Below are 16441 nucleotides of genomic sequence, written 5' to 3'. Positions count from 1 at the left end.
ATCGGGTTCGACGTAAAGCGTATCTCCGGGGCCAGCGCTGATCCTACCAGCGCCCGCGACCGTTGTGCGCCGGCCCGGCATACCTCAAAAATCCGGCTGTGATAATGGCTGGTCGCGCCTTCGGACGCTACGCAGGTAAGGCCAGCAGCGCCAGTCCGGCCAGCGCCGAGCCGGCCAATGTCGGCAGCATGCCGATCCTCAGTTTCAGCATGGCGACCATGGCGGCCGCCGCCAGCAGCGCGGCGCGCCAATCCAGCGACGACAGCACCGGTAGCTCCATCCCAAGACCAAAACGGTGCACCGCGCCGAAGACGACATGCAGTGCGAACCACAGCGCAAGGTTCATCACCACGCCGACCACAGCCGCCGTGATCGCACTCAGCGCCGCCGACAGCGCCTTGTTGCCGCGCAGCGCCTCGATGTAGGGGGCACCCAGAAAGATCCAGAAGAAGCACGGCACGAACGTCACCCAGAGCGTCAGCAATGCGCCGAGCGATCCGGCCACAAGCGGTCCCATCGCACCGGCGTGACGATAGGCGGCGACGAAGCCGACGAACTGCAGCACCAGGATCAATGGTCCCGGCGTCGTCTCGGCCAGACCAAGCCCATCGACCATTTCACCCGGCGCCAGCCAGCCGAACGAGGTCACCGCTGCCTGCGCGACATAGGAGAGCGCAGCGTAGGCGCCGCCGAATGTGACCACCGCCATCAGGCTGAAGAAGCCGCCAAGCTGTGCCCAAACACTGGCAGGGCCGGTCAGCGCCAGGATCAGTACGACCGGCCCGAGCCAGATCGGCAGCCAGATCGCGATGGTGCGCGGCGCGTGCCATTTCGTCGGCTTGGTGTGAGCGAGGTCGCCGCGTTCGAACATGACGTCGACGGCGCCCCTGACATCGGGCAAATTGTCCTTGCCGCGTGCGGCTCCGGAAAAACGCGCCGGTGCCAAGCGGTTGCCGATCCAGCCGGTCAGCCCTGCAACCAGGATGATCAGCGGAAACGGCAGCCTGATGACATAGATGGCAAGGAACGCGGCCACCGCGATCGCCATCATCACCCGGTTCTTGAGCGCCCGTTTGCCGATGCGGAGGACCGCCTCGACGACGACGGCCAGCACCGCCGCCTTGATGCCGAAAAACAGCGCCTCGATGACGGGCGCATCATTGTAAAGCACGTAGAAGATGCTGAGGCCCAGCATGACAAACGCACCGGGCAGCACGAACAGGATGCCGGCAACGAGGCCGCCGGCGGTCCGGTGCAGCAGCCAGCCGATATAGATGGCGAGCTGCTGTGCCTCGGGGCCTGGCAGAAGCATGCAGTAGTTGAGCGCATGCAGGAACCGCTGCTCGCCGATCCAGCGGCGATCCTCGACCAATTCCTTGTGCATCAGCGCGATCTGTCCGGCCGGCCCGCCGAAGGAGAGCAGGCCGATCCTTGCCCACAGTTTCGCGGCTTGGCGGAAGGTCGGGACGATCGGAGCCTCGGTAGCCTGTGCATCGTCGTCCGCGGCGAGGGCGCTCATGGCGCTTTGCCCGCGCTGGGCCAATTGTGGGTTTCGTCAGTGGCATCGCGGCACCATCTGAAGAACGCATCGTAGAGCAGCATGCCGGCATCAAGCTGTTCGAGATCGTCGCGGAACATGCGCGACAGCCCGAGCGATGCAGCGAGGAACCCGGCCGCCTGCGGTACGAGATCGAGGCGCGCCGTATCGGCTGCACGCACGATCAGCGCAAGGCGATCGAGCGCTTCGGACCGCAACCCGAACTCTTCGATCATCGTGTCGAAGGTGCAGCGCTCGCCGCGATGGCTCCAGAACACGTCGTCGATGTCGAAGGCAACCGCCCCAAACCGATCGGCGGCCGCCAGCACTTCAGACGGCTCGACAAACAGGAACACCGCCGAGGGATCGACGAAGCGGCGGATCAGCCAAGGACAGGCGATGCGGTCGACCTTGGGGCGGGCACGCGTCACCCAGACCGTGCGGCCCTTGTCGTCGCGGGGCGGTATCTTGTCGGCCTTGACCAGAAGTCCCTTGGCCGCCTGCCACGCCTCGAAGCCGCCTTCAAGGGATTCGGCAGCAATGCCCTCATGGCGCAGCCATGCGGCAACGCCTTGCGAAAGCTTCAGCCCCTTCTGGCAGATGACGACAGCATGAGCCCCCGTTAATTCGGCAGCCCAGCTCGAAACAGACTTGAAGTCGCGCCGGCACGAGGCCGGAAGCAGGCGCGGATCGGCGTCGTAGTCTTCGTCGATGCGGACATCGACAAGAACAGGCGCGTCGGACAGACCGACAAGGCGGGAAAGCTGCGCTACGGTGATTGCGGTTGTTGACGGCATGGCGTCCACCTCCAGAGTGAGAGTTTGGACGCGATCATTGGGCTGACGCCTCACGGGGTCGTCGCGAAGGAACCCCTTGCCACAATGCTGGATTGATCCTTCGTCTTTGTCAAGGAAAGAGCGGCGCCGGGGGACCGCGCCTACTGCGCCGTCCAGCCGCCATCCATCGGCAAAGTCGTGCCGGTAATCTGCCTGGCCGAGTCCGAGCACAGAAACAGCGTCAGCGCGGCGAGCTCCTCCACGGTGACGAATTGCTTCGTCGGCTGTGCCGCCAGGAGCACGTCGCGCTTGACCTGTTCCTCGGTCATGCCGCGCGCCTTCATCGTGTCGGGGATCTGCCTTTCGACCAGTGACGTCCAGACATAGCCGGGCGCGATGGCGTTGACGGTGATGCCGTCCTGCGCGACTTCCAGCGCTACCGTCTTGGTCAGACCCGCTATGCCGTGCTTGGCCGAGACGTAAGCCGACTTGAACGGCGAGGCGACCAGTGCATGCGCCGACGCGGTGTTGATGATGCGGCCCCATTTGCGCGCCTTCATGCCGGGCACCACGGCCTTGATCGCGTAAAAGGCGGCAAGCAGATTGATGCGGATGATGGCTTCCCACTTGTCGTCGGGAAACTCCTCGATTGGCGCGACATGCTGTATCCCGGCATTGTTGACCAGAATGTCGAGGCTGCCCAAGGCCTGCTCGGCTTCGCGCACCATGGCGGTCACCGCTGCGCCGTCCATCATGTTGGCGCCGGAGTAGCGGCACTGGACGCCGAAATCCTTCTCGATGCCGGCGCGCTCCTGTTCGATCGCCGCGGCTTCGCCAAGGCCGTTGATCGTGACGTTGGAGCCCTCGGCGGCAAGGGCGCGGGCAATGGCCAGGCCAATGCCGCTGGTCGATCCGGTGACGAGCGCATTCTTCGAAGAAAGGGAACCCATGGAGATCTCGCGACTGTTAGGAGGACTACAAAGGCACATAGTTTGTGCGCCGCAACATGACAATGCCATAACCATATGCCGGCGCCATCACAGCCCTAAAACGCGCTTTGCCGGCCTCGCCGAGCGCCGTCTCAAGGCTGACACGTCAAGGCTGGCACGGCAGTGTTATGGTGCGGCGCAACATAGTCGGCCGCGCATTCGCGCAGTCATTCCTGAAGCATCGATCCAACGAATCAGGGGGGCTGTAGCTTGAAATCGCCGATGTCGTGATGCGTGCCTATGCCATGCCGCTCACTAACCGTCCTTTCCGCCCGGCCCGTATCGCTTCTTCGACCGCGACGCCCTAAGCTATCCCGCAATCTCCAGTAGGGCCGATACCAGCAAGTGGCGTTCGTCGGCGGACAGCACGTCGGAATCGAAGAGGTTCATGCTGCGCAGCCCTTCGATGGCCAGAAAGCAGACCAGCAGCGTCTTGAGGTCCGGCGTCTCGCTCTTCAGCCGCTGCAGCAGCTGTGACTTGAAGGCTTTTATCGGCGTCAGGAAATCCGGATCCTCGGCGATCGCCGAGAATATCCACGAAGCCGTCGGCTTCGGCTCCTCACAATCATCCGCCGAGAGCCGGATATAGGTGGCGAGCAGGCTCTCGCCGCTGGCGCCGGCGACACGGCCCGATTCCAGCGCCAGCTCGAACGCGCGCAGGTAATTCTCCACCAGGCCCTGCATCAGTTTGGCCTTGGTCGGAAAGTTATATAACAGGCCGCCTTTCGACACGCCGGCGCGGCTGGCGACGGCGTCAAGCGACAGGCTGCCGGGACCGGTCTCGCGTGCGACATCGGCGGCGGCGGCGAGTATCTTGTCGCGCGAATTTGCCCTTTGGGTCTTCATCGATCCCTTCCCCCGCACCAGCCTAGGCGGAATTGACAAGACCGTCCAGACGGTACAGTAAGTTCGCCGTCATTTGTAATCGGGACCTGGCGTCGATAAGTGTCCCGCTATTCGGCTATTTTGCCGGACACCGGCCGAGGGGACAGTTCGTGAAGCGCTTCATCTCTATCACCGCAATTCTGCTTCTGCTCGCTCTGGTGTGCGTCGGCGTTGTCGGCTTCAACCTGTTCCGCGACAACGCTATCAAACAGTATTTCGCCACCATGAAGCCGCCGGCGACGACCGTATCGACGGTTGTCGTCAAGCCTTCCGACTGGACGCCGGGCGTCGAGGCGATCGGCACGGTACGCGCCGTGCGCGGTGTCGACCTTACCGTCGAGACCAGCGGCATCGTCAAGGACATCCTTTTCCATGCCAACCAGAAGGTGCCGGTCGATTCGGTCCTGCTGCAGCTCGACGATGCCGTCGAACGCGCGGATCTGGTCGCGGCCAAGGCGCAGTCCGTGTCCGACAAGACGGCGCTCGAACGCGCGCTGGAGCTGCAGCGGCGCGGCGTCGGAACGGATGCCACGCTCGACACCGCTCAAGCCGCTGCATCGGCCTCCGCCGCGCAGGTCAACAAGCTGCAGGCCGTGCTCGATCAGAAGCAGCTGACGGCGCCGTTCGCCGGCACCGTGGGCATCCCCAAGATCGACCTCGGCCAATATCTCTCGCCCGGCAACGCAGTGGTGACCTTGCAGGATCTGGACACCATGCGGGTCGATTTCTCGGTACCCGAACAGCAGCTGCCGCTGCTCAAGATAGGCCAGGCGGTGCGGCTCGGCCTCGGCGGCACCGGCGGCGGCGCCGACATGCCGTTTGCCGGCTCCATTCGCGGCATCGATCCCAAGATCGACGCTTCAAGCCGCCTGGTGTCCGTCCGCGGCGAGGTCGCCAACCCTGACGGCAAGCTGACGCCCGGCCAGTTCGTCCAGGTTCGCGTCGAGCTGCCGCAGGAGAAAAACATTCTGTCCTTGCCGCAGACGGCATTGACGTCGAGCCTCTATGGCGACTTCGTCTTCGTCGTCGTTCCGGCGAAGCCGGCGGAAGGCGCCCCAGCCGCGAAACCCGAGGAAAAGCCTGCCGCGGGGGCCGACGCAGCAAAGCCGGCGGCAGATGCAAAGCCGGCAGACGCGAAACCGGCTGCCGAAGACGCCGCGGCGAAGCCCGCGGACAAGCCGGCTGTCGACCCCGCGAAGCCCGCGGCAGAACCGGAAAAGCCGGCGCTCGTGCTGTCGCAGGTGTTCGTGAAGCCCGGCCGCCGCAACGACGGCATGGTCGAGATCATCGAGGGCATCAAGACCGGTGACGAGGTCGTCACCGCCGGTCAGAACCGTCTCTTCAACGGCATGTCCGTCGCTGTCGACAACACCATTGACCCCAGCAAGTCGGCTAACCAGCAGGCTCAGCAATGAACTTTTCCGACATCTTCATTCGCCGGCCGGTCCTCTCCACCGTCCTCGCCTGCATGATCCTGCTCCTGGGTTTCCAGGGCATCTTCAACCTGTCGATCCGGCAGTATCCCAAGGTTGACGAGACGGCGATCACCATCACCACCGCCTATCCCGGCGCCAGCGCCGACCTGATCCAGGGCTTTATCTCCGCCCCGATCGCGCGGGCCGTCGCCTCGACCGAGAACATCGACTACGTCACCTCGTCCAGCCGGCCGTCTTCGAGCACTGTGGTCGTCCAGATGAAGCTCGGCTCCAATCCGGATGTCGCGCTCACCGAGGTCCTGTCGAAGGTGCAGGGCGTACGCGGCACCTTGCCGGATGCATCCAAGGACCCGGTCATCGTCAAGGGCACCGGCCAAGAGTTCGCGATGATGTACATCTCGATGCAGAATCCGAACATGAGCAAGGAGCAGCTCACCGAATATATCGAGCGCGTCGTGCGGCCCCGCATGTCGACGGTCGAAGGTGTCGCCGACGTGCAGATCTTCGGCGCCGAGGAATATTCGATGCGGGTCTGGATCGACCCGGTCAAGCTTGCTGCGCGTGGCGTCACCGCCGCCGAAGTGCTGGCGGCGATCAACAACTCCAACTTCCTGTCGGCGCCCGGCAACACCGAGAACGAATATGTCGTCTCCTCGATCACGGTTCGCTCGACGCTGCAGACGCCTGAGGCCTTTGCCGAGCTTCCGCTGCGCTCGACGGACGGCCAGGTGGTGCGCTTGCGCGACGTGGCGCGAGTCGAGCTTGCCGCCGAGAGCACCGACACGAGGGTGAGCTTCAATGGCAAGCCCGGCACCTTCCTCGCCATCTTCCCGACGCCGGCCGCCAACCCGCTGACAACGGCGGAGGCGATCCACAAGATCGTGCCTTTGATTCAAGAGACGCTGCCGAAAGGCATGACCATCGAAATCGTCTACGATTCCACCGAACAGATCAGCGCCTCGATCGACGAAGTGTTCAAGACCATCGCCGAAGCCGTCGCCATCGTCGTCGTGGTCATCCTGTTGTTCCTCGGCTCATTCCGCTCGGTGATGATGCCGATCGTGACCATCCCGCTGTCGCTGGTCGGCGTCTGCTTTCTTTTGTTTGCGGTCGGCTATTCGATCAACCTTCTGTCGCTGCTGGCCATGGTGCTGGCCATCGGCCTTGTCGTCGACGACGCTATCGTGGTGGTGGAGAACATTCATCGCCACATGGAGGAGGACCACATGTCGCCGATGCAGGCGGCCTTCAACGGCATGCGCGAGATTTTCTCCGCCATCGTGGCCATGACCATCACGCTCGCCGCCGTGTTCGCGCCGCTGGCCTTCACCGGCGGCCTGACCGGCGCGCTGTTCCGCGAGTTCGCGGTGACGCTCGCCGGTTCGGTGGTGCTGTCCGGCCTCATAGCCGTCACCATCACGCCGATGATGGCGGCGCGTCTGCTCAAGGCGGGATCGCACAGTCGCTTCCAGCGCGTCGTCGACGGAACCTTCAGCCGTGTCGAGCATGTCTATGAGCGGGCGGTCACCGCCTCCTTGAGAAATCGACCGGTGACACTGCTGATGGTCGTGGCGCTGGTTGCGCTCACCGGCTTCATGTTCACCAAGACCTCGAGCGAACTGGCGCCGGAAGAGGACCAGGGCTTCCTGTTGTCGATCGTGACGGCACCGCGCTACGCGACCTCGGACTACACCGAGACCTACGTCAACCAGATCCTCGGCCTGGTGAAGGACATTCCCGAAACCAGGGCGCAATTCTCTGCCGTTGCCTTTGGCGGCGCCACCAACGGCGCCTTTGTCGGCTTCGCCTTCAAGGATTGGGCCGAGCGCCAGCGCAACTCAAAGGAGCTTCAAGCCGATATCCAGGGACGCCTCGGCAAGGTGGCCGGCGTCGAGGCCTTCGTCTTCGCGCCGCCGACGCTGCCGGGCTCCGGCGGCGGCCTGCCGATCTCCATGGTGGTGCGCTCGACCGGTGGTTCCGCCGAGGTCTACGAGGCGGCCGAGCAGATTAAGAACAAGGCGCAGGCCTCCGGCCGCTTCATCGTCGTGCAAAACTCGATGTCCTTTGACGCTCCGCAGGTGACGGTGACCATCGACCGCGACCGCGCGGCGGCTCTCAACCTGCCGATCGCCGACATCGGCCAGACGCTGACGCTGCTGGTCGGCGGCGCCGAAGTGGCTCAGTTCGACCGCGACTCCAACAGCTACGACATCATCCCGCAGGTGCCGAAGGAATTCCGCGACAATCCCGAGAAGCTCGGCGAATATTTCGTGCGTAGCGTGACCGGCGAAATGGTGCCGCTTTCAGCGGTAGTGAAGATTTCGACCAACGCCGCGCCGGCCGCGATCGAGCAGTTCAACCAGCTGAACTCGGCGACGATATCAGCGCTGCCGCTTCCCGGCGTCACCACGGGCGACGGGCTGCAGACCCTGGAGAACCTTGCCAAGGAGAGCCTGCCCGATACCTTCTTCATCGATTATTCCGGCCAGTCCCGGCAGGAGAAGGAGCAGGGCAACACGATCCTTATCGCGTTCGCAGCCGCCGTAATCGTCATCTATCTGGTGCTGGCGGCGCAGTTCGAAAGCTTCCGCGACCCGCTGATCATCATGATGGCGGTGCCACTGTCGATCTTTGGCGCCATCGTGCCGCTCAATCTGGGGCTTGGAACGCTCAATATCTACACGCAGGTCGGCCTGATCACACTGATAGGTCTGATCACCAAGCATGGCATTCTTCTGGTCGAGTTCGCCAACCAGCAGCGCGAGCTGCATGGCATGAGGCGGCGCGATGCGATCGTCGCCTCGGCCAAGGTGCGCTTGCGGCCGATCCTGATGACGACAGCGGCGATGGCGCTCGGCGTCGTGCCGCTGATCGTGTCCAGTGGTGCTGGTGCGGCGGCGCGCTATTCGATGGGCCTCGTGATCTTCACCGGCATCCTGGTCGGAACCATGTTCACCCTGTTCGTGGTGCCGATGTTCTACACCTTCATCGCCAGCAAGGACCTGCCGCACCACGCCGAAAAGCCAGACCCGAAGCTGATGCCGGTGCACGCGGACTGAGCTGCGAACGGCGTTAGCGAACAAACGAAAAGAGGCCGGAAATTTCCGGCCTCTTTTTTGACTGGATTGATTTACCGCGAAGCTCTGATGGAGCTTCAGGCGGGAACTTGCGGTGCGGCATGACCTGGCCGGCTGCGCTGCACCATCGCTCCAAACGCAGTCTGCTACTTGACGATGACGATGCTGGTGTTGGTCGGGCCGAAGGTTTCGACCAACTGGTAGAAGTCGGCGGCATTGTCGGGATGCAGCCGCACGCAGCCATGCGACGCCGGCCGTCCCAGCCGCTTGATGGCGTTGGTCGCATGCACGGCGTAGCCGCCGCTGAAGAAGACCGAATGCGGCATCGGCGCGTTGTCGTATTTCTTCGAATGCCACATCTCGTGCATGCGGGTCGGCTTGAACGAGCCGGTCGGCGTGACATGCCCACTGTCGCCGGTCGAGACCTTCCAGGCGAAAGTCGGCCGGCCATCGACCAGCACTTCCATGGTCTGCTGCGACAGCGAAACACGCGCCACGATCTGGTTTGCCGCGGCATGGGCGGTGCTGTTGGCGGTGCCAAGCAGAAGCGCGGCGCCGCCGGCTGCGGCGGTGACGTTGATGAGTTTGGCGGAAATGGCTTTGTACATGATGGCTCCTCTTTGCCGGTCCTGCCGGCGTCAATTCGGTGGCCGCCTTATCCCCGCGCCATGTTTCAGACTGACTTCGCTGAGGCTCGTTTGTGTTTCGAATCTGTTTCCTCTGGTTAACAAGCAAGGTGGACAAGGGAAGCGTGCTCCGCCTTCGCTGCGCACTCCCGATCACGCACCGCGCCCCCAAACGAAAGTGCTGATGTCCTTATATGAAAGAAGATTGGCTTCGCTCGAAACCGACTTGCAACAAAGCGCGGCCTGGGCGGCATGATCTGGTTACAGGCTCGCGGCACAGTCATCCCAACGAGAACAGCCGGCGCCAACGAAAATGAGCATCAAATCGACCACCCTGTCCTGGCTCTTCAGGATAAGCATCGCCGCATTTGTCGTCGGCGGCATCGGCACAGTAGCCGGCACCCCGATGACGAAACTGGCGGTGATGAATTCGGGTGAGATTTCGACGCTGCATGCCGCGCTGTTCATAGCCTTGGTCTGGATTGTCTCCAGTCTGCGCATCAACCGTCTCAGGGCCCTCTGGCGGGTCGGCCTCGGGTTGAAGTGGATGCGCGGCCCCTCCGGCAACTTGCTGCCGAGAGGACCGAAGGCCCGCGTCGCAACGGGGGGCTCCGTGGGCGACGCGGGCACTTCGGGTTTATCCTGAAGCACCCGCGGTTCTGATTTTTGGGGACAACCGATGAAGACGAAATCTGCAGCCTCCGTGCTTTCGGTACTGCTCTATGCACAAGGCCTGCTCGGCTTTGCCGGTCTCGCCACGGTTCTCCTGAAGGACCGCGCGCATGCCGCCAGCGAAATCGTAGTCGCCAGCGAAATCGTAGTCGCCAGCGAATTGCCGTCGGGACCATCGCTTCTGGTGGTGCGCTGACGCCTATGCATGGCGCCCGAGATTGCGCAGCTTTTTTGGGCGAGCCGAGGAACAATCCAGCCTCCCGACCCTCAGTCGGCGCGCTGCGTCGGCGGGTCGAACCGGTAGCCTGCGCCGCGTATAGTTGTGATGGTTTCGGTGTCGAGCTTGCGGCGCAGCCGCACGATGCGCGAATCGATCGAGCGGTCGAAGGCATCGGCATTTTCGGCGGGCGCCGCCGCAATGATGTCGTCGCGCGTCAGCACCTTGCGCGGGCTGGCCAGAAACAGCCTGAGCAGCGCCACCTGGCCCGGCGACAGCTGTTCTTCCGTACCCGAACGGTGCATGACGATGGCCGACCGCAAATCGACGGTGGCATTTTCCAGCACGATCAGTTCCTGGGCGGACCTGCCGCGCCGCGTCAGCAGGCCGCCGATGCGCGCGGCAAGCTCCCTGACATTGAGCGGACTTTCGACGACATCTGCGGCGCCAAGCTCGAGCGCCAGCACCTTGTCGACCAGATCGGCCGGCCGGCAGATCAGGATGAAATCCGGCCCCGCCTTCCCGTCCGCGCTCTGGCCGCCGCCATAACGCCTGAGCAGGTCCCGCCCTTCCGCCTGGCTGAGGCTGTCGCCGACGATGACGATATCGATGCCTCCGGCCGAAAGCAGGGATTCAGCTTCCCAGGGCTGCCGCGCCTCGCGCACGTCATGGCCGCGCCGGTCGAGATGATCGGCAAGATCGCCGGCCACCACATCGGCGACGGAAACCAGCGCGATGACGGATCGTGCAGCCATGTTTTTCTTCCCGTTCCCCCGCAACCGGATATGAGTGCTGGACATCATGTTTATACCCAATCTACTTTCCGCTGAAAGCGGGAGCGAGGCCATAGTGCGGGCACGGATTGTCATCGTCGAGGACGAGCCCGATCTCCGGGACGCGGTCGCCGAGTATCTCGGCGCCAACGGCTACGATGTGACCCAGGCCGGAAGCGCGGCCGAGGCGCGCGCCTTGCTGGAGACGGAATCGTTTCATTTGGCCATTCTCGACATCGCCATGCCGGGCGAGGACGGACTGTCGCTCGGCCGCTGGCTGCGCTCGAAAATACCGGTCGGCATCATCTATGCCACGGCTGCCGGCACCGCACTCGACCGCATTGTCGGGCTGGAGCTTGGCGCCGACGACTACATCGTCAAGCCCTACGAGTTGCGTGAGGTGCTGGCTCGTGTGCGCAGCGTGCTGCGCCGCGTTCCGCAGCCGAGCCCGCCCCAGGCGGCGAAGACACAAGCCGATGGCGGCCGCCGCCTGACCTTCGGCCCGTTCCAGGCCGACCTCGACGGCAGGCTTGTCACCGGCGCCAACGGCGCCGTCATCGACATGGCCAAGAGCGAGTTCGATGTGCTGGAGGTTTTCCTGACCCGCGCCAACCGGCTGTTGACGCGATCGGCGATCTCCGAGGCGATTGGTTTTGTTGAGGATCCTGAATCGTCGCGCGCCGTCGACATTCGCATCATGCGGCTGCGCAAGAAGATCGAAACCGATCCGGCCAATCCGAAATTTTTGCGCACAGTGCGCGGCGAAGGCTATATCTTCTCGCTGCCGACCGGTGACGGGCACTAGAGCAATTACAGGAAAAGTGTACGCGGTTTTCCGCCCGGAATTGCGTAAAAACAAAGAGATAGAGGCTTCTCCGTTTCCGTGAAACGGTGAAACGCTCTAGCAATTCCAGGAACAGTGCGTAGCGATTTCCGTTCGGGATTGCATTGAAACATGGAGCGTTTCACCTTTTTCGTGAAATGCTCCATAGCTGCCTAATTCGACGGCCCTTTACTGATGGCTGACATGACCGCTGAACCAGCACCACGTATGGACCCGCAAGGCGCTCGCCAGAGCGCCGCGATGGCGGCTGTGCGCGTCGTCCGCCGGTTGCGCGATGCCGGCGACTGGCAGCGCGAGATGGAAACCATCCTCGAAACGCTCTGCAGCGCCATGAATTGCCAGCGCGGCATCCTGTTCAGGCTGCGCGAATTGCCCGGCCAGGGCTTCGCCCAATCGGTCGCCGCCTACTGGATCGATCCTCGCTTCGGCGGCGAACTGGCTTCGCCGACGGTGATCATGCAGTCGATCGTCGATACCGATCCGCTGCTGGAGCGGATTGGAGAGGACGAGCGGCAAGGCAAGATCTTCGCCGGCCATACGCGCGATCTCGACGGGTTCCTCAGGGCCGATTTCGAAAAGCAGCACATCAAGTCGTTCCTGTCGGTATCGGTGTTCGCGCACGGTCATCTGTGGGGCACGTTCGCGGTCAATGACTGCCTAAACGAGCGCGAATGGACCGAAGAGGAAGAGGCGACGATGCACATCATCGCGCTCGCCATCGGCGACGCCATCGAGCACTCGCCGTCCGACGCCCATGCCAGCGAAGTCATCCGCCGCACCATGCTGCAGGCGTCGCTCGACGCCATCATCGTCATCGACGAGACCGGCTCGATCATCGAATTCAATCCGGCCGCCGAAAAGATGTTCGGCTATCAGCGCAGCGACATCCTCGGCAAGGACCTGCTCGATACCGTGGTGCCGGAATATTACCGCAAGGGCTATGTCTCGGGCGCCGAATACATGTCTGGCCGCGGCGCGCCGATGGTTGGCCAACGGCTTGAGACCGTGACACAGAATGCGGCCGGCGAGGTGTTTCCCATCGAATTGACGGCGACCGAGATGCGGGTGGCTGACCGTCAGCTCATCTTCGGTTCGATCCGCGATCTGCGCGATAAGCTGCGCGCCGAAGAAGAGATCAACCGCCAGCGCGAAAAACTGCACCAGAACGAGAAGATGGCGGCGATGGGTTCACTGCTGGCCGGTGTTTCGCACGAGCTCAACAACCCGCTCGCCGTGGTCGTTGCGCAGTCGACGCTGCTGCATGAATTCGCCACCGACCCGCAGACCAAGGTTCGCGCCGAGAAAGTGCGCGCCGCTGCCGAGCGCTGCGGCCGCATCGTCAAAAGCTTCCTGTCGATGGTGCGCCTGCATCCGGCGGCGCAGGCCGAGACCGATCTCAACCAGGTGATCCGCGCCGCACTCGAAGTAACCGCCTATGGCGCACGCTCGAGCGGCATCATCATCGACACCGATTTCGCGCCCGGCCCGCTGCTGGCGATGGCCGATGCCGACCACGTCACGCAGGTGGCCGCCAATTTCCTGATCAACAGCCAACACGCTCTGGCCGGTATCGGCGGCGACCGCCTGATCAAGGTGCGGACATTCCGCAGCGATCGCGGCAACCCCGGGTTTTCGGTCGAGGACAACGGACCGGGCATTCCCGAGGCGATCCGCAGCCGCATCTTCGAATCCTATTTCACCACCAAGCCGGTCGGCGTCGGCACCGGCATCGGCCTGTCGATCTCGAAATCGATCGTCGAGCGCCACAACGGCAATATCTGGTTCGAGGAGGTGCTGCCGCGTGGCGCGCGCTTCGTCGTCCAGCTGCCGGTAATCACCGGCGGCGCGGCAGCAGCCGGCGACAGCCCGGCTCGTTCCAGCGGCTTGCGCCATGCGCTGATCATCGACGACGAACCCGACGTCGCCGGCTCCCTCTCCGACATCCTGGAACTGATGGGTATCAAGTCGCGGGTCGTGCCGGCCTGGACGTCGGCGGCGGCGACCTTGACCGGCCACATGCCGCCAGACATCGTCTTTTCCGACTTGCGCATGCCCGGCACCAGCGGCATTGCCATCTACCGCGAATTGCTCGCCGACAACCTGGCGCTGGCCAAACGCTTCGTGCTGGTCACCGGCGACCTGATCGGCGCCAAGGCCGAGATCGAAGCCTTGCCGGCGCCGCAGCGCCCGCAAATCCTGGAAAAGCCGTTCTCGACGCTGGACGTCCGCGGCGTACTCTCGGCAATAGCCGACCAGGTCGCCGCCGCCGGCTAAGTTTTCGGAAGCACCCATGTAGGGTCTATCGAGATTCGGGTCAGGCCGAGTCGAGAATGGTGGTTCCCGAGAACCGGAGCGGAGCGTACTTGAAGTACGCGAGCACCGGAAGCGCAGGGAACCTCCATGCGCAGGCCGGCCTCACCCGAATATCGATAGGCCCTAAAAAAGAGGCTCCCGACCGAGGGAAGCGGCGGGAGCCAAGAACGAGCGCGGGAGGAAGCGCTCGGGAGGTTCAGAAAACGTTGGGTGTCGTGGTCAGCGGCGCTGCGTTGGCGATCATGCGGACGGAACGCGCCTTGTGCACGCCGGACTGGGCGGCGATGACGCGCAGGCACTCCGCGCTCTCGGCGCCCCAGGCCTGACCCTGGCAGGCAAAATCGATTTCCGGCTCCGGCAGCCGGGCGGTCTTGATGGTGGTCGGCGCGCCCTGGACAACATTGGCCGGCGGGTTGAGCGAAGCAAAAGCCGGACCGGAAGCCGGTGTCAGGAACATGACGGCCAGAGCGCAGGCGCCCAGCATGGAGAACATCGCAACCGGATGGTCGCTGGCGCGCTGACGCAGTGCCAGTTTGGCGCGTCGTTCGTTGCTAGTGATCTCGACTTTCGTATGCATTGCTGCTCCCCTTCGTTTTCTTATGAAACGAACCTAAGCGCGCCTGGTAACGGGCGAATGATGCGCTTGGCTTGCCCGCGTAACAGGTTTGAAACAAGAAATTCGGGCATATCCGGACAGATCCGGTCATGTGCCGACGGCAAGATGCGTTTGCGAAGCTGTTTCATCCGGGCAATCAAATGTTGACGACAGGCGGGCCGCGAACGCACCAAGCCCGCTTCCTGTCGGCCGCACTATGAACAAGCTCACACTGCGGATCGAATTTGCGGACGCCAGGTATTTTCGTCTCGGAGCGGGCCGTGTTTGCAAGCTCGGCACGGCCAAATCCGCATGCCGGACAGCTATTTCACGCCCCCGGTTAACGCCCGGATATTCCGGGATTTTCTGGCTTTCAGCTGGTCCTGTTGTGCCGACTTGAAAAGTTGTGATTTCTACAAGCCATTGCATTTCAATGTAAAATATGGTTTTATTGAATGAGTATTCAATAAAAGAAGAGCTTTTTTATGAACCCGCATCTCCGTGACGTGGCGATCCCCAATGATTGGGACCGGCGGGGTCTGCCGGGCTGGAGTTATCACTCCGACGCGCTTCTCGAACTTGAGAAGGAATACGTCTTCCGCAACCATTGGCAGATCGCCGGCCATGTCTGCGACGTGCCGAATGCCGGCGACTATCTGACTATGGACGTGGTCGGCGAGCGGGCGCTCATCGTGCGCGGCAAGGACGGCGTCGTGCGCGCCTTCAACAACATGTGCCGGCATCGCGGCAGCCGCGTCGTCGCCGACAGCCAGGGCACCTGCAAGAACGCGCTGGTCTGCCCGTTCCATGGCTGGGTCTACAATCTCGACGGCACGCTGCGCGGCGCCGCCCGGCCGCGCTCCTTCCCCGAGCTCGACAAGACCGAATTCGGCCTGATGCCGCTCGACCTTGAGATATGGATGGGCTTCATCTTTGTCCGCTTTCGCAAGGGCGGCCCGCAGCCTTCGGTGGCCGAACTGTTGAAGCCGATCGAGGCCGAGATGGCACACTACAACGTGGCCGAGATGGTGCCGTCCTGGGGCATCTGGACACAGAAAACGCCGGTCAACTGGAAGTCGGTGCGCGACGTCGACAATGAAGGCTACCACGTCGCCATGGCGCATCCGGCGCTGCAGGATCTCTACGGCTCGACCTATTTCGACGAGCCGTTCATCAACGGCGTGTCGCGCTCGTTTGCCACCTACAATCCGCATGCCGGCCGGCGCTGGAGCGTGCGCGAATACATCAAGCTCACGCCCGATGCCTCACACCTGCCGGAGCATCTGCGCAGGGCCTGGATCTATTACGGCATCTTCCCCAACAACGCGCTGTCGATCATGCCGGAATCGGTGCAGTTCTATCAGGAGTTCCCGCTGTCGACCGGCGAGACGCTGCTGCGCGGCGCCATCTACCGCTACCCCGACGAGACCCGGGAACAGGCGGCCGCCCGCTATCTCGCCTACCGCATCGACCGCGATACCATGAACGAGGACGTGCAGCTTTCCGTCTGGTCAAACGAGTCCATGATCTCGGAGGCCTTCGAGGGTTTTTATCTCTCCGACCTCGAATACGGTGTGCGCACCCACCACGACCATCTGCGCAAGCAGATCCCGGTGCTGGGCCTGGAGACGGCGCCGGAGGAGAAGGACATGTGGAACCTCAATGAGGCTATGCGCTCGCAGGTGTAGGGGCGGAACTGCC

14 protein-coding genes are annotated in these 16441 nt (G+C 63.2%); 7 read left to right on the top strand and 7 right to left on the bottom strand.

Features of this window, described 5'->3' with window-relative positions:
- Positions 1-127 precede the first annotated feature (127 nt).
- The 4 genes from chrA to NKJ80_RS19100 all read right to left on the bottom strand — a co-directional run bounded on the left by chrA (position 128) and on the right by NKJ80_RS19100 (position 4148).
- Positions 128-1519, bottom strand: a complete 1392-nt coding sequence (chrA, locus tag NKJ80_RS19115) for a chromate efflux transporter (RefSeq protein ID WP_023683940.1) — start codon at positions 1517-1519, stop codon at positions 128-130.
- A complete protein-coding gene (locus tag NKJ80_RS19110; protein WP_023748367.1) occupies positions 1516-2334 on the bottom strand; it encodes a chromate resistance protein ChrB domain-containing protein in 819 nt (272 codons plus the stop codon). The genes chrA and NKJ80_RS19110 overlap by 4 nt, the downstream gene beginning before the upstream one ends.
- Positions 2335-2474: 140 nt before the next feature.
- A complete protein-coding gene (locus NKJ80_RS19105) occupies positions 2475-3263 on the bottom strand; it encodes a 3-hydroxybutyrate dehydrogenase (RefSeq protein ID WP_023670056.1) in 789 nt (262 codons plus the stop codon).
- 348 nt (positions 3264-3611) lie between these two features.
- On the bottom strand, positions 3612-4148 hold the full coding sequence (locus NKJ80_RS19100; protein ID WP_023670057.1) for a TetR/AcrR family transcriptional regulator: 537 nt from the start codon (positions 4146-4148) through the stop codon (positions 3612-3614).
- A 149-nt stretch (positions 4149-4297) separates the two neighbouring features.
- On the opposite strand from NKJ80_RS19100, the gene NKJ80_RS19095 reads away from it, so the two are divergent.
- Together NKJ80_RS19095 and NKJ80_RS19090 are read left to right on the top strand one after the other, a co-directional pair.
- Positions 4298-5602 (top strand): efflux RND transporter periplasmic adaptor subunit, encoded by a 1305-nt coding sequence (locus NKJ80_RS19095; protein WP_023708598.1) that lies wholly within the window; start codon positions 4298-4300, stop codon positions 5600-5602.
- Positions 5599-8682 (top strand): efflux RND transporter permease subunit, encoded by a 3084-nt coding sequence (locus tag NKJ80_RS19090; RefSeq protein WP_023696405.1) that lies wholly within the window; start codon positions 5599-5601, stop codon positions 8680-8682. The genes NKJ80_RS19095 and NKJ80_RS19090 overlap by 4 nt, the downstream gene beginning before the upstream one ends.
- 164 nt (positions 8683-8846) lie before the next feature.
- On the opposite strand, the gene NKJ80_RS19085 is transcribed toward NKJ80_RS19090, so the two are convergent.
- On the bottom strand, positions 8847-9308 hold the full coding sequence (locus NKJ80_RS19085) for a L,D-transpeptidase (protein ID WP_352498130.1): 462 nt from the start codon (positions 9306-9308) through the stop codon (positions 8847-8849).
- A gap of 331 nt (positions 9309-9639) precedes the next feature.
- Between NKJ80_RS19085 and NKJ80_RS19080 the strand changes: the two genes are divergently transcribed.
- Complete coding sequence (locus NKJ80_RS19080) at positions 9640-9972, top strand: hypothetical protein (RefSeq protein ID WP_023670061.1); 333 nt, start codon at positions 9640-9642, stop codon at positions 9970-9972.
- A gap of 33 nt (positions 9973-10005) precedes the next feature.
- Positions 10006-10194: a hypothetical protein gene (locus NKJ80_RS19075; RefSeq protein WP_352498129.1), complete on the top strand. Its 189-nt coding sequence runs from the start codon at positions 10006-10008 to the stop codon at positions 10192-10194.
- 71 nt (positions 10195-10265) lie between these two features.
- Here NKJ80_RS19075 and NKJ80_RS19070 read toward each other — a convergent pair whose 3' ends face one another.
- Positions 10266-10970 (bottom strand): response regulator transcription factor, encoded by a 705-nt coding sequence (locus NKJ80_RS19070; protein ID WP_023670063.1) that lies wholly within the window; start codon positions 10968-10970, stop codon positions 10266-10268.
- A 94-nt stretch (positions 10971-11064) separates the two neighbouring features.
- On the opposite strand from NKJ80_RS19070, the gene NKJ80_RS19065 reads away from it, so the two are divergent.
- Entirely contained in the window at positions 11065-11793 is a 729-nt protein-coding gene (locus NKJ80_RS19065) for a response regulator (RefSeq protein WP_023670064.1), read from the top strand.
- Positions 11794-12015: 222 nt separating this feature from the next.
- Positions 12016-14106, top strand: a complete 2091-nt coding sequence (locus NKJ80_RS19060) for a hybrid sensor histidine kinase/response regulator (RefSeq protein ID WP_023670065.1) — start codon at positions 12016-12018, stop codon at positions 14104-14106.
- Positions 14107-14341: 235 nt separating this feature from the next.
- On the opposite strand, the gene NKJ80_RS19055 is transcribed toward NKJ80_RS19060, so the two are convergent.
- Positions 14342-14722, bottom strand: coding sequence for a hypothetical protein (locus NKJ80_RS19055; protein WP_023670066.1), 381 nt, complete (start codon positions 14720-14722; stop codon positions 14342-14344).
- A 503-nt stretch (positions 14723-15225) separates the two neighbouring features.
- Here NKJ80_RS19055 and NKJ80_RS19050 point away from each other — a divergent pair.
- Entirely contained in the window at positions 15226-16428 is a 1203-nt protein-coding gene (locus tag NKJ80_RS19050; RefSeq protein WP_023696407.1) for an aromatic ring-hydroxylating oxygenase subunit alpha, read from the top strand.
- Positions 16429-16441 lie beyond the last annotated feature (13 nt).

Origin of the sequence: Mesorhizobium sp. M0030 (assembly GCF_040323695.1) — a bacterium.
Lineage (GTDB): Bacteria > Pseudomonadota > Alphaproteobacteria > Rhizobiales > Rhizobiaceae > Mesorhizobium.
This window is presented reverse-complemented; position numbering and strand designations above follow the sequence as displayed.

Excerpts from the sequence above, each read along its gene's own strand:
- chrA (WP_023683940.1), bottom strand. The coding sequence starts at position 1,519 with ATGAGCGCCCTCGCCGCGGACGACGATGCACAGGCTACCGAGGCTCCG.
- NKJ80_RS19110 (WP_023748367.1), bottom strand. The coding sequence starts at position 2,334 with ATGCCGTCAACAACCGCAATCACCGTAGCGCAGCTTTCCCGCCTTGTC.
- NKJ80_RS19105 (WP_023670056.1), bottom strand. The coding sequence starts at position 3,263 with ATGGGTTCCCTTTCTTCGAAGAATGCGCTCGTCACCGGATCGACCAGC.
- NKJ80_RS19100 (WP_023670057.1), bottom strand. The coding sequence starts at position 4,148 with ATGAAGACCCAAAGGGCAAATTCGCGCGACAAGATACTCGCCGCCGCC.
- NKJ80_RS19090 (WP_023696405.1), top strand. The coding sequence starts at position 5,599 with ATGAACTTTTCCGACATCTTCATTCGCCGGCCGGTCCTCTCCACCGTC.
- NKJ80_RS19085 (WP_352498130.1), bottom strand. The coding sequence starts at position 9,308 with ATGTACAAAGCCATTTCCGCCAAACTCATCAACGTCACCGCCGCAGCC.
- NKJ80_RS19080 (WP_023670061.1), top strand. The coding sequence starts at position 9,640 with ATGAGCATCAAATCGACCACCCTGTCCTGGCTCTTCAGGATAAGCATC.
- NKJ80_RS19075 (WP_352498129.1), top strand. The coding sequence starts at position 10,006 with ATGAAGACGAAATCTGCAGCCTCCGTGCTTTCGGTACTGCTCTATGCA.
- NKJ80_RS19070 (WP_023670063.1), bottom strand. The coding sequence starts at position 10,970 with ATGGCTGCACGATCCGTCATCGCGCTGGTTTCCGTCGCCGATGTGGTG.
- NKJ80_RS19060 (WP_023670065.1), top strand. The coding sequence starts at position 12,016 with ATGACCGCTGAACCAGCACCACGTATGGACCCGCAAGGCGCTCGCCAG.
- NKJ80_RS19055 (WP_023670066.1), bottom strand. The coding sequence starts at position 14,722 with ATGCATACGAAAGTCGAGATCACTAGCAACGAACGACGCGCCAAACTG.
- NKJ80_RS19050 (WP_023696407.1), top strand. The coding sequence starts at position 15,226 with ATGAACCCGCATCTCCGTGACGTGGCGATCCCCAATGATTGGGACCGG.